Origin of the sequence: Psychromonas sp. SA13A (genome assembly GCF_011378715.1) — a bacterium.
In the GTDB taxonomy this organism is placed as follows: domain Bacteria; phylum Pseudomonadota; class Gammaproteobacteria; order Enterobacterales; family Psychromonadaceae; genus Psychromonas.
Window position 1 is genome coordinate 148,524 of sequence record NZ_WTKU01000001.1, and the last position, 14,357, is coordinate 162,880.

Sequence of the window (14,357 nt, forward strand, 5' to 3'; positions counted from 1 at the left end):
ACAAAAATATTTTATTTAGGTATAGTATAAATAAAATGTCTTTTTCATCTCGCTCAACTTTTTTTCGTCTAACTTAACTTTTTTCATCTAACCCGATATGGAGTACATGAGAATCAAAAAACCAATATTCCATCCCAACTTAACCAACGATCCATTACATAGAATGTTTGATGAAGTAGAAGCGATCTCTGTGCAAGGATATGATGAGCAGCGCAGAGTGATTTACTGGAATAAAGGTAGCGAATCGCTTTATGGTTATAGTAAAGAGGAAGCTTTAGGAAAAAGACTAGAGGAATTGATAATTCCTAAGCCAATATGGGAAAATATAATTGCTGCACACAGCAACTGGGTTAACAACAATGTCCCCATCCCCGCATCAGAAATCACCTTACACAATAAAAAAGGTGAAGATATTAATGTTTTCTCAAGCCACGTCATGTTTATTAATCAAGATAACCACAAACAAATGTACTGTGTCGATATTGATTTAAGTGATGTTCGTTATGCGCAAGCACAAGCTATTTTTAAAGAAAAAATGTTGGAAGCAGTGTTTGAAGCAAGTCCTGATTTATTTTTTTTAATGACGGAAGAAGGCAGGATTATTGACTATCGAGCCAATAATACAAAGAGCCTGTATATGTCTCCTCATCAGTTTACAGGTAAATTGATGGTTGATATTTTACCGGAACAGGTTGCCAATAAATTTCAAATGCATTTTGATAAAGTACTGAAACAAGTAGGTGAAACGTGTTTTGAATATGAATTAGCCATGCCCTTTGGCATTGTTTATTTTGAAGCAAGACTTAGCCACCTTCCTGAACACAATCAAATTTTAGGTATTGTTCGTGATATTACAGAACAGCATAAGTCTTCAGAAATCATTCGCCAACATGCCTATTTCGATACACTAACTTTATTACCTAATCGTTTTTTAGCATTGGATCGTTTGTCGCAAATGCTCAATGAAGCAGAGCGAAATGAAGAATGTGCAGCGGTATTCTTTATTGATTTAGATGACTTCAAAAAAGTGAATGATTCATTAGGTCACGAAATTGGCGATAAACTACTCATCGCAGCTGCAAATAGATTAAACCAGTCAATACGTAAAGAGGATACTGTTGGGCGCTTAGGTGGAGATGAGTTTATTATATTAATACGAGATATAAACTCCGACAGCGATGCCTCGGTGATAGCAGACACGTTATTAAATATTTTTAGAGAGCCTTTATCCATTGATGGACGTGAGCTGATTCTTACCTTAAGTATTGGCATCGCTATGTATCCACAAAATGGAACTAACACATCTGAATTGTTACGTAACTCTGATATTGCAATGTATCAAGCAAAAGCATTAGGGCGTAACGCCTATTCATTTTTTACTAAAGAAATGAATGTATCAATGATGAGGCGCTTTGAAATTGAGGAACAAATGCATGGCGCGTTAGAACGCAATGAATTTGAAATATATTATCAGCCCTTATTAGATGTAAATAAAAAACAAATTATTGGTGCAGAGGCGCTGTTACGCTGGCATAACGCCGCCCTAGGCCATATTACCCCCGATGAGTTCATACCTATTGCCGAGCATACTGGGTTAATTGTTGCCATTGGTCGATACGTCATTAAGCAATCACTCAGTTTTTTGACGCACTGGCAAAATGTCACTCAACAAAAATATGTGATGGCAGTTAATTTATCGCCTAGCCAGTTCCGAGATAAAGAGCTGTTTAATTTTATCAAAAACACGCTCACAGATGAAAATATACCGGCACATAGCTTAGAGCTTGAAATTACTGAAGGCGTGTTAATGACAGGTCAATCTTATGTTGACGATACCTTACTGCAATTTGATCAACTGGGAGTAAAGCTATCAATGGATGATTTTGGTACTGGTTACTCTTCGCTAAGTTATTTAAGACAATATGCTTTCGATGTTTTAAAAATAGATCGCAGTTTTATTAATGGTATTACGCTTAATGATGAAGATAGAAACTTAGTTAAAGCAGCGATTGCAATGGCGCATAGTTTAGGATTAGTGGTTGTCGCAGAAGGCGTTGAAATGCACCAACAATTGCTAATTTTAGAGGAGTTAGGATGCGATTTTGTGCAGGGTTATTATTTTAGTAAACCCATCCCCGCAGCGCAGTTTATTACCTTTTCCCAAGAATATAAGTTAACTGAGTGAACAAAAGTTATTGATAAAAAACATATCAACGACGGTATAAGCTCTCCTGCTCTATATTTATTTAAAATCCCTCCCTTTGGATTAATGACAGAGTACGCAGAAAAAACCATACAGAGCGACTCTTTTTAGCAAATAACAATGATCATTATGTTCGGAATGTTCAGGAGAATTAGTGTCGTTTTTAATCCTATATGAGCAGCTACTTCCACATTTAACTGTACAGGAATACCAAAGAATTAGTTCACAGTAGAGTGCTCAAGCGCAGATAAAAAGTAGAAAAAAATAAATAATCTTACTTTTAATTGCTATTTTTAGTTAATTTACTAACTTTGTTAGGATCGTTATAAAAATACTCCTTTTTAGCTATCAACTTGTAGTTAATTTACTATTACTTTTGATCTGAAACTACACAACAGATCTACAGCCATGTAACAGTCATAGTTAAATTTACCCCATCGATTTAAAAAATTAATCCTTCATTAAATTTACACAGAGAGAGCGACTATGACGATAAGAAAAAAAATGTACTTAGCTTTATTTTTTTTGATGGCGGTACTATTTATCCAATCAGCCTATATGATTTATCAGAGCAGTCGTATCCATGATGCATCCATTAAAATAGCCGATACCATTGAACCTATCCTGTTTAAAAACTATGAGTTAAAAATAGCAGTGATACAAGTGCAGCAATGGGTGACAGATATTAGTGCAACAAGAGCCTTGGATGGATTAAATGACGGTATTGAGGTAGCAGGGGAAAATTACGAGATTGCAGTTAACCTTCTTCAAGAATTAAGCATACTCGATACAGATAATTCAGACTTTTATCAACAAATGCTGCCCACGCTTGAGAACTACTTTGATACAGGGAAAGCAATGGCGAATGCTTATATTGAGCAAGGACCTGCGGGCGGTAATAAAATAATGCCTGCGTTTGATGATGCCGCAGCGGCGATCACAGAACAAGTCGAACAAGTCATGTCGATGTCCAGAGAACGTTCAGCACAAAACCTCAGCAACCAAACTGAAAATGCAGCAGCAATAGAATTCTCCGTTTATGCCTTTTCAGCCCTATTTTTAATAATATTGAGCGCTTTCTATCTATTAACTAGTAAAGGCTTATTAAAACCACTTGATGCGATGATGAAGATGGCTGATGACCTAGCCCATGGAGAAGGCGATTTAACGAAAAGGTTAAATGAGTCTAAAAATGACGAACTAGGTATTACTTCACACCACATTAATAGCTTCATTACAAAGACACAGGCAGTCATTAAAACGGTTAGTTTAACCATTAAAGATCTTAATGAAACCTCTGATTTGTTACAAGATTCAGCTCAAAAAACAAAACATGATATGTCCATGCAACTTAAGGAAACAGAGCAAACTGCGAGTGCCATGAATGAACTAACCGTTTCTTCTAAAGAAGTCGCTCAATATACTGTTGATGCCTCAAATGAAACAGCAGTGGTTAATGAACATATCGAAAGCGGCATGAGCATATGTAACTCAGCCACAGTACAAATGGCTGAATTATCTGAAAAAATGACTTCAGCACAACAAGTTGTTAAGCGCTTAGGGGATGATAGTGCCAATATAGGCGCTATGTTAGAAGTAATTGTCGCCATCTCTCAACAGACGAATCTACTCGCCCTTAATGCCGCTATTGAAGCGGCGCGTGCCGGAGAAAAAGGCCGGGGTTTTGCGGTGGTAGCCGATGAAGTACGATCTTTAGCAGGTCGTTCTCAGGAGTCGACACAGGATATTCAAAATATCGTGAATCGCTTACGCGAGAATGTAGAGCAAGTGGTAGAAGTTTTTGCAGTAAGTAGGGATAACGCAAACCAATCACATAATAAGGTGGAAGCGCTTACTCATTCATTGAGTGTTATTGCCGAAAATGTGAAAAATATAAGTCAAATGAACGAACAGATTGCCACTGCAGCAGCAGAACAGAACCAAGTCGTATCTGAGGTTGAACGCAGTATTGTTAATATTTCTGGCGTATCTAATTCAAATGCCATCAATATTGAGTCAGTCAGTACAACTGGAGAAACCCTCAAAAATAATGTACTTGAGCTAAATAAATTAGTGAGTCAGTTTAAATATTAATAAATTGGTAGATTGATTTTGTAGTCAACGTTAGCGTCAAGTTTGCTTTACGCTAACGTTTTTTTTGTGTTTTATTGTTTGTTAAGAGCAAAAAATACGTTATTGAAACCCCATTCCCATTTCCTTACCAAGGCCAATGCCAATGCCAATCAAGACTAATCCACTTAAGAATAATCAATTATGTTTTTTGTTAAATTTAAATTAACTCAAACCACGATCACAGTTTTATATGTTGGTTTTGCTAACTAAACCATTGTTATTTCATATCAATTAGTGTGCAAATAATATTTCCTTCTACTCAATATAGGAAACAGCTCAATTTGAGCCCCACCTTAATAAGCTAATCTGCCCCTATAAAAATGATGAGTGAGGTGGAAAAAATGCTATATTTCGAGTTTATATTTTTGCTATTTGTACTGTATGTGGGCTCCCGGTTTGGTGGAATTGGGTTAGGTGTTGTATCAGGCATTGGTTTAGTTATTGAGGTTTTTGTTTTCAAAATGCCTCCGACCTCCCCTCCTGTAACTGTCATGTTAATCATATTAGCCGTTGTTACCTGTGCCTCGATTCTAGAAGCCGCCGGTGGATTAAAATATATGCTACAAATTGCTGAGCGTATTTTAAGAAACAATCCGAAACGAGTCACTCTTATCGCGCCTTTTGTGACTTATGCGATGACATTTTTATTGGGTACTGGACACGCGGTTTATTCAATCATGCCAATCATTGGGGATGTTGCATTAAAAAATGGTATTCGCCCTGAACGCCCCATGGCAGCTGCTTCCGTCGCCTCGCAAATTGGTATTACAGCTTCACCCTTATCTGCCGCGGTGGTGTATTATTTAGCGCAGTTAGTGGATATTGATTCTTCCATTACTTTGCTGTCAATTTTGATGGTCACCGTGCCTTCTACTTTATTCGGTACTTTGATGTTGGCACTTTATAGTTTACGTCGAGGCAAAGAATTAGCAGATGATCCAGACTACCAAGCACGTTTAAAAGATCCTGTGTGGCGTGAAAAAATAGAAAATACGACTTCAACCTCTTTAGATGAAATGCTGCCCAGTAAAGCACGTAATGCGGTACTTATCTTCCTAGGAGCAATTGTTTCTATTGTGCTGATCGCTATGCTACCGGAAATACGCACCATCACCGAAGGCTCATCTCCAATCAAAATGTCAGTTGTTATCCAAATGATGATGCTCGCTTTTGGTGGTGTGATTCTATTAGCAACTAAAACGGACCCTAGAGATGTTCCTAATGGCGTAGTGTTCAAATCAGGCATGGTTGCCGCCATTGCTATTTTTGGTATTGCGTGGATGTCTGATACTTACTTCCAATACGCGATGCCACAATTTAAAGCAGGGATTGTTGATATGGTGACACTGCATCCTTGGACCTTTGCATTATCTCTGTTCATCGTATCAGTGGTGGTTAACTCGCAAGCTGCTACCGCGCGAATGATGCTGCCTGTTGGTTTAGCGCTGGGTTTAGAGCCTGCCTTAGTAATTGGTTTAATGCCCGCTGTGTATGGTTACTTCTTTATTCCAAATTACCCTTCAGATATTGCAACGGTCAACTTTGATAGTTCAGGCACCACTAAAATAGGCAAATATTACTTTAACCATTCATTTATGTCAGTGGGCTTGATAGGCGTGATTTCAGCTTGTCTTGTTGGTTATGTGTTAGGACAAATAGTGATTGGTTAATACAGAAAATAATGACTTAGATCACAACGGGCAATCTTCTTTAAGGCAAGATACGCCCGTAAATCGTTATTCTAGAGCTCAATAAATAAAGTCATTGCAATTAACTAGACGATCGGTCTATTATATCAATATGACATTATTAAGTACAAAACCACGACGTGGTAGACCCCCAAAAGTATCGCGAGAAAATCATGATACAAAAGCGGAATTAATCCGCAGCGGACTTGAGCAGTTAACAGAGAGTGGATTCGCAGCTTCTGGCATTGACCCTATTTTAAAGAGAGTCGGTGTACCAAAGGGCTCTTTTTATCACTACTTTGCTAGTAAAGAAGTATTTGGATTAGCGGTAATCGAAAGCTATGCAAATTATTTCGCAAATAAACTAGATACCTATTTATTAGATCAGACTTATTCGCCATTAGTGCGCATAAGCCATTTTGTAGAGAACGCAAAATCAGGGCTTGAACGACATCATTTTACGCGTGGTTGCTTAGTAGGGAACCTTGGGCAAGAAGTACATTTATTACCTGAAAGTTTTAGACCTATTTTGATAGATATTTTTCTATCTTGGCAGCAACGTATAAGTGATTGCCTTAAATTGGCACAGGCCAGTGGTGATATATCGAAGTCTGCAGACTGTGAGCAATTAGCTGAATGTTTTTGGATAGGTTGGGAAGGTGCCGTAAGCCGAACACGTTTAGTGGGAAATGCAACACCACTGGATAACTACTTCCAATATTTTATTGCTAGCTTGCCTCGATAATAACAGGGTGAAGGTAGTAAATTAATGGAACAAGTAATTGGTATACAAACACCTGTAAGCAAGCACCTGTAAGTAAGCAGTTATCAGTAAACAGCTTTCAATAAACAGTTATGGGTAAGCACCTATAACTAAAAAATTTAATCATTAATAGACGATCGGTCTAAAGGGGAAGATATATGTTCAAAGGTATTTTAATTGAAAAAGATGAACAAGGTTACAGAGCAGCAGTTAAAAGTATTGATGAGAGTGTATTGCCTGAGGGTGATGTCACTATCAAGGTTGCATATAGCACTTTAAACTATAAAGACGCTTTAGCAATAACAGGCAAAGGCCCAGTTGTACGTAACTTCCCTATGGTTCCCGGTATTGATTTAGTCGGTACTGTTGAACAAACTGACAGTGATAAATTCAAAGTCGGCGATCATGTTTTATTAAATGGTTTTGGTGTTGGTGAAACACATTGTGGTGGATTGGCTGAAACGGCGCGTTTAAAAAGTGAATGGTTAATTCCTTTACCTTCAGCTTTCTCACCTCGCCAAGCAATGTCGATTGGTACAGCGGGTTATACTGCCATGTTATGTGTAATTGCTTTAGAGAAACACGGTATCACTCCCGATAAAGGAGAGATATTAGTAACAGGCGCCAATGGTGGTGTGGGTAGTTTTGCAATTACCATTTTAGCTAAATTAGGTTACACCGTAGTTGCTTCAACGGGTCGAGTTGATCAAGCAGAATACCTGAAAAAATTAGGCGCAACAGAGGTCATTGACCGTGCCACATTATCAGAGCCAGGTCGCCCATTAGCGAGAGAGCGCTGGGCAGCTGCGATTGACTCTACAGGTAGCCATACTTTAGCAAATATATGCGCTAGCTTAAAATATGGTGGCGTTGTTGCTGCCTGTGGTTTAGCACAGGGCATGGATCTACCAGCAACCGTAATGCCATTTATTTTACGTGGTGTGACTTTGGCAGGTATTGATAGTGTTATGCGTCCAACACAAGACAGAGTAGAAGCATGGGAGCGCCTTGCTACTATTTTAGAAGCCGATGTATTTGATGATATCGCAAAAGAGATCACCCTAGAGGAAGCAATTGATACAGCAGAGCAATTGATTGCAGGCAAAGTACGTGGTCGTGTAGTGGTTAAAGTTGCTGAATAATCAATAAATCTAAATTTAGGCTTAACTTAAGATTTAGATTTTGACTTTGAATTGAATAATAAAAGAGCCCGCTTAATAATCTGAACTGACCCCATTAAGCGAGCTCTTTTTATTGAGCTATTTTAAATCATTGTTTTTAAATGGTAACTTTTAAATAGTAGTTCTTAAATAGAACCCCTTAAAAAACCTTTAAAAATAGATACCTACTGTTTGATGATTTTAAAATTATCCCAAGCTTGAGACGTTGGCATCACTTCTAAACTATTAATATTAATATGTGCAGGTTGCTCAGCAATCCAGAATATAATGTTAGCAATATCTTCCGGTTGTATCGCGCTAGCACCTTTATAGATTTGATCGTATTTTTCTTGATCGCCTTTAAAACGCACTAAGCTAAACTCACTCTCAGCTAACCCCGGCTCTAAGCTTGTTACACGCACTCCCGTCCCTGCAAAATCACTACGTAAGTTGCGAGAGAATTGTGCGACAAATGCTTTGCTTGCGCCATAAACATGGCTACCTGGATAAGCCCAATTAGCAGCAATACTAGCTAGATTAATGATGCTTGCAGATGCTTGAGCACGTAAAATAGGTAAAAGGCTGTGTGTGACATTGACTAAACCCGTTACATTAGTATCAATCATTGTATGCCAGTCAGATAAAGCAGCTTTATCAGCAGGCTCTGCACCTAAAGCAAGGCCAGCATTATTCACTAATATCCCCACTTGTTTAAAACGCTCTGGTAATTGCTCAACAAAGCCAATAACCGCTTCACTATCTCGTACATCTAATACCGAATAAAAGACTTCAGTGAATTCAGAGAGTTCTGCACTCAAAGCTTGTAAACGCTCTTCTCTTCGTCCAGTGATAATTAACGGGTAACCATGTTGAGCAAATTTCTTCGCAGTGGCTAATCCAAACCCAGAAGTCGCGCCTGTAATTAAAACTACCGGATGTTGTTGTGCTTGGCTTTGTTCTGTCATTTCACATTCCTTTAAAATACGTAATAAAGTCAATACTGTTTGATACTTCTACGAATACTAATAGAAAACTATTCTCACTTCATGTGTATTTTCATTAATGCTCAGTTTTACTATTTAATTTCTGTTTCAAACAGTATGACGTAGATGACAATAGTAATAGAGCCAGAACTACATTTTTGTAGTATCAACCTCAGAATCAACTTATAGATCAACTTACTAGAGTAACTTATAAATTAATTTTTGTTACTCAATTTAATCGACTTGATCCTAAGAAAACTGAATGTTGGCGCTAACTGAAAATGCCAGTGCACATACACTTTAGGCTAAATTTATTAATACTTTTGATTCGTAAAAATGAAACAAAAGGTCATGAGTTTATTGAGCGAAAAAGGAATATTTTTATGCCATTAGAAGTGATACAAGCAAATACCCTAGATACAAGAATCCAGCCTGATACAAAAAATCAGCCTAATACACAAAGCAAAGTTAGCCGCCCTCACCCAGCTTTACTCGGTTCATTAACGCCTAATGTATCACCAGAACAGGTGATTAATTTAAGCCAAGCCCAACTTCTCTACCAAAGTCCGTTGAACAAACCATTACCGATAAAAACTTAAGAAGCCGCATGAATTCACCCTTTAATATCAAAGGTGGAAACTCAGAGCTTACTGATCAGTTTCTTATCGAAAGCAGGGAACTTGGCATGGTTGGACTACGTACCTTAACTCCATTTGGGGTTGGTGATTATTTAAGAGCAAGCTTATACAACGATGTCACTGAGCAACAAGCCACCAGCTTAGCGGTATTTATGCAACGTTTCGCTCACGATAATTCATAAAATAAATACCCATTACCAACCTGTCTATTTTAATCAGATAGGTTGGTTTTTAGAGCTTCTCCTTTCACTACTCACAATCCTTCCCCTAACTATCCACGCAAAATGTTCAACTACAGGCCCCCAGTTAATCACAGCATAATAACTCCACTTACCCTATAGATAATGGATAAATGTAACGACATACTCCGGTTGGCAGAGATAGTAATGAGTTGTGCATGGTGAAAGGTGAAAGGACTTACAATAGACATCAACAAATGCAGTAGTCTACTTTAATTACTTATTCGCTATTACTTATTCGTTATTAAAAGGAGGAAGTTAAATTTAGCACCTTGAAGTATCATGGGCATAAAAAAACCTCTTTCCGAATGATTATCGAAAAGAGGTTTTGATAGTAGTATTTATACTTTTATAAAGCAGTTATGCATCCACTTCTGAAAGCACGCTATCCAATGTTTCAACAATAAAATCCGCTTCTTGCTGCGTTATCGTTAATACAGGACATAAACACAGGGTATTATTTAAGTGTTTAAAAGAACGATTGGTACGTCCTATAATTAATCCTTTTTGCATACACATCCCAGCAACCTTGATTGCCACCGCTTCTGCAACAGGGGTTTTAGTCTCACGGTTACTGACTAACTCAAGACCTAATAACAACCCTTTACCACGTACATCACCAATAATAGGATGCTTGGTTTTTAACAATTGCAGTTGTGTTAACAAGTAATCACCCATGACTGCGCTATTGGAGATCAAGTCTTCTCGCTCTAATATTGCCAAATTCGCCAATGCAGCGGCAGGACCAGCGGTACAACCTGCGTATGTACTTACATCTCGAAAGTAGGCTTCTCGGTCAGCACCGTCAGCAAGAAACTCTTCAAATAAAGCTTCTGTTGTGACCACACATGAAATAGCGGCATAACTTGATGCGACACCTTTCGCTAGTGTCACAATATCAGGCTTAATACCGTAATGTTGGTAACCAAACCATTTACCGGTTCTGCCCATGCCACACACAACTTCATCCATGTGTATTAATACATTATATTTTTTACAAATCTCCATCACGGCTGGCCAATAACCTTCAGGTGGAGTGATCACGCCTCCGCCAGCAGTAATGGTTTCAAAAACAACCGCACCGACTGTTTCAGGCCCTTCACGTAGAATCACTTTTTCCAACTCTTTAGCCGCTAGAATTCCGTAATCTTTGACATCGCCAAATTGGCTTCTGTACTCACAACAATGTGGGAACTCAATAAAACCAGGAACAAATGGACCATAATGTAAACGACGCTCTTCTTGACCCGTTGCACTTAATGTCGCGATGGTTGTGCCATGATAATCACGCTCACGGTATAAAATTTTATTCTTTTTACCACCGTACTTCTGTTGAGAAATTTGGCGTACTATTTTAAAAGCTTTTTCATTGGCTTCTGACCCTGAACTTGCATAATATACTCGGCTCATGCCAGGCATTTTTTGCAGTAATTTCTCAGCAAACTCTGCACTAGGTTCGTTACCTGCGGTACTTGCAAAAAAGTTAAGCTTTACCATTTGATCACGAACAGCATCGGCAATTTCGGTACGCCCATAGCCAACATTGACACACCAAACACCACCAGAAGAGGCATCTAAATAACTATTACCCTTAGCATCCCAAATGCGCGAACCTTCTCCTTTCACCATCACCATTGGGTCTTGTTTTTTTAACACGCTGTGCTGGCTTAAATGGTGCCAAACATGGTTACGATCTTTTTCAATTATTTCTGCTGTTTTTGAGTCCATCATGTTATTCCCCTATGCTAAGTAGTCATTTTCGATGACTCAGCCTAACTTATAAATTAACCTCCCGATTAGCGCCAGCCACTTTATTCGATAGAGCCAGATAGAATTTTTAAGGTGTTATATAAGTGGAACTACAATTGCTTATCTTTGGCTCTATCCGTTACTGGTTATTATTGTGATAGTGTGGCCAATATTAAATAAAACTAAGGAAAATCAGTGGAACAAATTTGGTATGTATTGCCTGTAGTGATGTTCGCGGCTGTGGTGCGAGGATATAGTGGATTTGGTTTTGCTGTGATTGCAGTGGTGGGATTAAACTTCTTTTTTGAGCCACAGCAAAGCATTGCCATTGTTTTATCTTTAGATCTAATTTGCAGTCTAAATTTATGGCAACAAGCCGTTAAACAGGCGAATTTTCCCGCCTTAAAAAGGTTAGTGATAGGATCTATATTCGGTATTCCTATCGGTTACAGCTTTTTGCTTTTAATTCCTGCAGAAACACTAAAGCTCTTAATTTGTTTAGGTGTTTTAACTTTAGCCGCTTTGCTTTTCTCAAGTTACAGACCTTTTAATGCAGAAAAAAACATCACTAAAGTAGGTTTTGGTTTGGCATCAGGGGCCGGTACTGCCAGCGCATCAATCGGTGGGCCAATGATTGTGTATTACATGTTATCAAGTAATTTACCAACGAGTAGCCAACGCGCTACGATGATTTTATTTTTTATTGCCAGTGAAGCATTAACTGTGATCACCCTTATTAGTGGTGGGCTAGTGGATGACTCGCTACCCCAGGCATTATTAATACTAACTCTACCAACTTTGTTAGCGGTGTATTATGGACAATACTTATTTAACAAAAAACCACCTCAATCATTAAAAAGTTTTGCCTTACCTATCATGGTTGTAGTGGCTTTACTTGGCATAGCAAATTCAGCACATACCTTATTAACATAACCTTCAGAGAGCCACTTGGTTCTAGTGAACCTAGTGGCTTTATTTAGCATAAAAATGCAACCCATCCCTTATTATAATACTCTTCAAATACTCCCTATATAGCTGTTTTAAATACTATTAACGGCGCACCATGCCCTTTTAAATTTATGAATAAGTCAACCATCAGGATCAACTGCCTTCTTTTGCTAATGTGTAGCTTTACTGATGTATAGCGATACAAAACTAACCAGCGCCGTTACCAATCACAAGGTGCATTATCAATCGGCAATGGGCATATAAACCACGATACAAAGTCTATATAGGACATAAAGGCGCAGTAGGCTATCAATGTAAGTGGTCACTATGCTTTGTTAATAAACGCTGTTAAGCCCCATTAGAGGTACTATTATTAGATGCACTTATGACCTGAATCCAAGAAGAACTAAAAGAACCTCAAGCTAAACAATCCCAGCTTAGTATTAACAGATGCAATTAATGCAATATGCAATCTAAAACGAGCGGTATTCGCCATAAGAAATTAACTTTCTTTACTTGTTAAAAGTCAGCAGGTTAAAACTTAGCAAATTAGTAGGTTAAGAATCATGGGAATGGCTTATTACTGTAAATTACAGGACAGCAGGAAGGCTTTTTTGTTGCAGTAGTCAGAGGCTAATTAGGTAAGTAGGTAAGTAGGTAAGTAGTGGAATAATTAAACAGTTAAAAACAATTTGATACTTGTCAATAAGCCCTTGTAAATAGAACTTGTAAATAGCTTTAATGCTTAAAAATAAGCACGACTATTGCAATTTCAGTGCACTTTTCATTTATATTTACCTAATAAAAAAGCCCGCTATTAGAACCTAATAGCGGGCAAATAATGTAGATTTATATCTTATTTTTTAATTGTATCCTTTCCAAGGGATTAATTTAGATTCTAAATAGCGCATCAATAGGTCAAAACAATAGGCGATAATACCAATTACAATAATGCCGGCGATCACCACATCAGTCACTAGGAATTCAGAGGCATTTAATACCATAAAGCCAATACCACGTTCTGCTGCGACCATTTCAGCGGCAACTAAGGTTGTCCAACCAAAACCGATAGCAATACGCATTCCAGTCATAATGTCAGGCATTGCACCTCGAGCGATAACCTGCGTGATCACCTGCCATGGTGTTGCGCCCATTGAGTACGCAACTTGGATTTGCTCAATACGCACCGACGTCACGCCAGAACGAGCACTGAGTACAATAGGTGATAACATGGCTAAGAAAATAAGCGTCACTTTACTTGACTCATCAATACCTAACCAAATAATAATAAGCGGTAGATAAGCTAATGGTGGAAGAGGACGATAGAATTCAATTAAAGGATCAAAAATCCCACGAAAAACACGATTACAACCAATCGTAATACCTAATGGAATACCGATTAAACAAGCCAGTAAAAAGGCACCAAAGATACGTACTAAACTCGCATTCAAATGTTCAACAAGTGTTGCACCGGCAAACCCATCAACCGTGATATCAATTAAACGCTGCACCACATCAACAGGTGAAGGTAAAAAGATTGGCTTAATAAATCCACCTTCCGTAGCAATAGCCCATATAGCAATAAAGAAAATAGTTGAAAAAACACCAATTAAACGACTATCACCAGCACCGGGTGTACCAAAATATTCACCACTTTGTACGGCACTTGGCGCAGTCATTTTTTTAATTTTAAGTTGTATTTTATCTAACAATGAAACCGACGCGGCTGCACTTTCACGCTCTTCTTTAGTGTCTACCATTTGCGGCTCTTTAGCTGCTTTGCTGTTTACTATTTTTTTCTTGGATTCACCTATCGAGCTTGAACCCATTTCTTTAGTCATACTGGTCATAAT

11 protein-coding genes are annotated in these 14,357 nt (G+C 38.2%); 8 read left to right on the forward strand and 3 right to left on the reverse strand.

The genetic code is table 11. The features are described 5' to 3' along the window. Positions 1-97: 97 nt before the first annotated feature. The 5 genes from GQR44_RS00725 to GQR44_RS00745 all read left to right on the forward strand — a co-directional run bounded on the left by GQR44_RS00725 (position 98) and on the right by GQR44_RS00745 (position 7,929). The gene (locus GQR44_RS00725) at positions 98-2,185 is read left to right on the forward strand and encodes a bifunctional diguanylate cyclase/phosphodiesterase (protein WP_166368230.1); all 2,088 of its coding nucleotides are present in this window, start codon (positions 98-100) and stop codon (positions 2,183-2,185) included. Between the two features lie 504 nt (positions 2,186-2,689). Further along, the gene (locus GQR44_RS00730) at positions 2,690-4,297 is read left to right on the forward strand and encodes a methyl-accepting chemotaxis protein (protein ID WP_166368232.1); all 1,608 of its coding nucleotides are present in this window, start codon (positions 2,690-2,692) and stop codon (positions 4,295-4,297) included. 380 nt (positions 4,298-4,677) lie between these two features. Further along, complete coding sequence (locus GQR44_RS00735; RefSeq protein ID WP_166368234.1) at positions 4,678-6,006, forward strand: anaerobic C4-dicarboxylate transporter; 1,329 nt, start codon at positions 4,678-4,680, stop codon at positions 6,004-6,006. Positions 6,007-6,136: 130 nt separating this feature from the next. Then, on the forward strand, positions 6,137-6,769 hold the full coding sequence (locus GQR44_RS00740; RefSeq protein WP_166368236.1) for a TetR/AcrR family transcriptional regulator: 633 nt from the start codon (positions 6,137-6,139) through the stop codon (positions 6,767-6,769). Between the two features lie 176 nt (positions 6,770-6,945). Continuing rightward, complete coding sequence (locus GQR44_RS00745) at positions 6,946-7,929, forward strand: MDR family oxidoreductase (protein ID WP_166368238.1); 984 nt, start codon at positions 6,946-6,948, stop codon at positions 7,927-7,929. A gap of 203 nt (positions 7,930-8,132) precedes the next feature. Here the strand turns inward: GQR44_RS00745 and GQR44_RS00750 are convergent, their stop codons facing one another. After that, positions 8,133-8,912: an SDR family NAD(P)-dependent oxidoreductase gene (locus GQR44_RS00750; protein WP_166368240.1), complete on the reverse strand. Its 780-nt coding sequence runs from the start codon at positions 8,910-8,912 to the stop codon at positions 8,133-8,135. A 401-nt stretch (positions 8,913-9,313) separates the two neighbouring features. On the opposite strand from GQR44_RS00750, the gene GQR44_RS00755 reads away from it, so the two are divergent. Together GQR44_RS00755 and GQR44_RS00760 are read left to right on the forward strand one after the other, a co-directional pair. Next, positions 9,314-9,529: a hypothetical protein gene (locus GQR44_RS00755; RefSeq protein ID WP_166368242.1), complete on the forward strand. Its 216-nt coding sequence runs from the start codon at positions 9,314-9,316 to the stop codon at positions 9,527-9,529. Positions 9,530-9,537: 8 nt separating this feature from the next. Beyond that, on the forward strand, positions 9,538-9,750 hold the full coding sequence (locus tag GQR44_RS00760; RefSeq protein ID WP_166368244.1) for a hypothetical protein: 213 nt from the start codon (positions 9,538-9,540) through the stop codon (positions 9,748-9,750). A 417-nt stretch (positions 9,751-10,167) separates the two neighbouring features. Here GQR44_RS00760 and GQR44_RS00765 read toward each other — a convergent pair whose 3' ends face one another. After that, on the reverse strand, positions 10,168-11,538 hold the full coding sequence (locus GQR44_RS00765) for an aminotransferase class III-fold pyridoxal phosphate-dependent enzyme (protein ID WP_166368246.1): 1,371 nt from the start codon (positions 11,536-11,538) through the stop codon (positions 10,168-10,170). Between the two features lie 213 nt (positions 11,539-11,751). Between GQR44_RS00765 and GQR44_RS00770 the strand changes: the two genes are divergently transcribed. Next, entirely contained in the window at positions 11,752-12,489 is a 738-nt protein-coding gene (locus GQR44_RS00770; RefSeq protein WP_166368248.1) for a sulfite exporter TauE/SafE family protein, read from the forward strand. Positions 12,490-13,367: 878 nt separating this feature from the next. Here GQR44_RS00770 and GQR44_RS00775 read toward each other — a convergent pair. Then, positions 13,368-14,354, reverse strand: coding sequence for an ABC transporter permease subunit (locus GQR44_RS00775; protein ID WP_205962913.1), 987 nt, complete (start codon positions 14,352-14,354; stop codon positions 13,368-13,370). Positions 14,355-14,357 lie beyond the last annotated feature (3 nt).

What these genes read in the sequence shown, in the direction of transcription:
- GQR44_RS00740 (WP_166368236.1), top strand. Translation starts at nt 6,137, where the DNA reads ATGACATTATTAAGTACAAAACCACGACGTGGTAGACCCCCAAAAGTA.
- GQR44_RS00735 (WP_166368234.1), top strand. Translation starts at nt 4,678, where the DNA reads ATGCTATATTTCGAGTTTATATTTTTGCTATTTGTACTGTATGTGGGC.
- GQR44_RS00765 (WP_166368246.1), bottom strand. Translation starts at nt 11,538, where the DNA reads ATGATGGACTCAAAAACAGCAGAAATAATTGAAAAAGATCGTAACCAT.
- GQR44_RS00760 (WP_166368244.1), top strand. Translation starts at nt 9,538, where the DNA reads ATGAATTCACCCTTTAATATCAAAGGTGGAAACTCAGAGCTTACTGAT.
- GQR44_RS00750 (WP_166368240.1), bottom strand. Translation starts at nt 8,912, where the DNA reads ATGACAGAACAAAGCCAAGCACAACAACATCCGGTAGTTTTAATTACA.
- GQR44_RS00755 (WP_166368242.1), top strand. Translation starts at nt 9,314, where the DNA reads ATGCCATTAGAAGTGATACAAGCAAATACCCTAGATACAAGAATCCAG.
- GQR44_RS00775 (WP_205962913.1), bottom strand. Translation starts at nt 14,354, where the DNA reads ATGACCAGTATGACTAAAGAAATGGGTTCAAGCTCGATAGGTGAATCC.
- GQR44_RS00730 (WP_166368232.1), top strand. Translation starts at nt 2,690, where the DNA reads ATGACGATAAGAAAAAAAATGTACTTAGCTTTATTTTTTTTGATGGCG.
- GQR44_RS00745 (WP_166368238.1), top strand. Translation starts at nt 6,946, where the DNA reads ATGTTCAAAGGTATTTTAATTGAAAAAGATGAACAAGGTTACAGAGCA.
- GQR44_RS00725 (WP_166368230.1), top strand. Translation starts at nt 98, where the DNA reads ATGGAGTACATGAGAATCAAAAAACCAATATTCCATCCCAACTTAACC.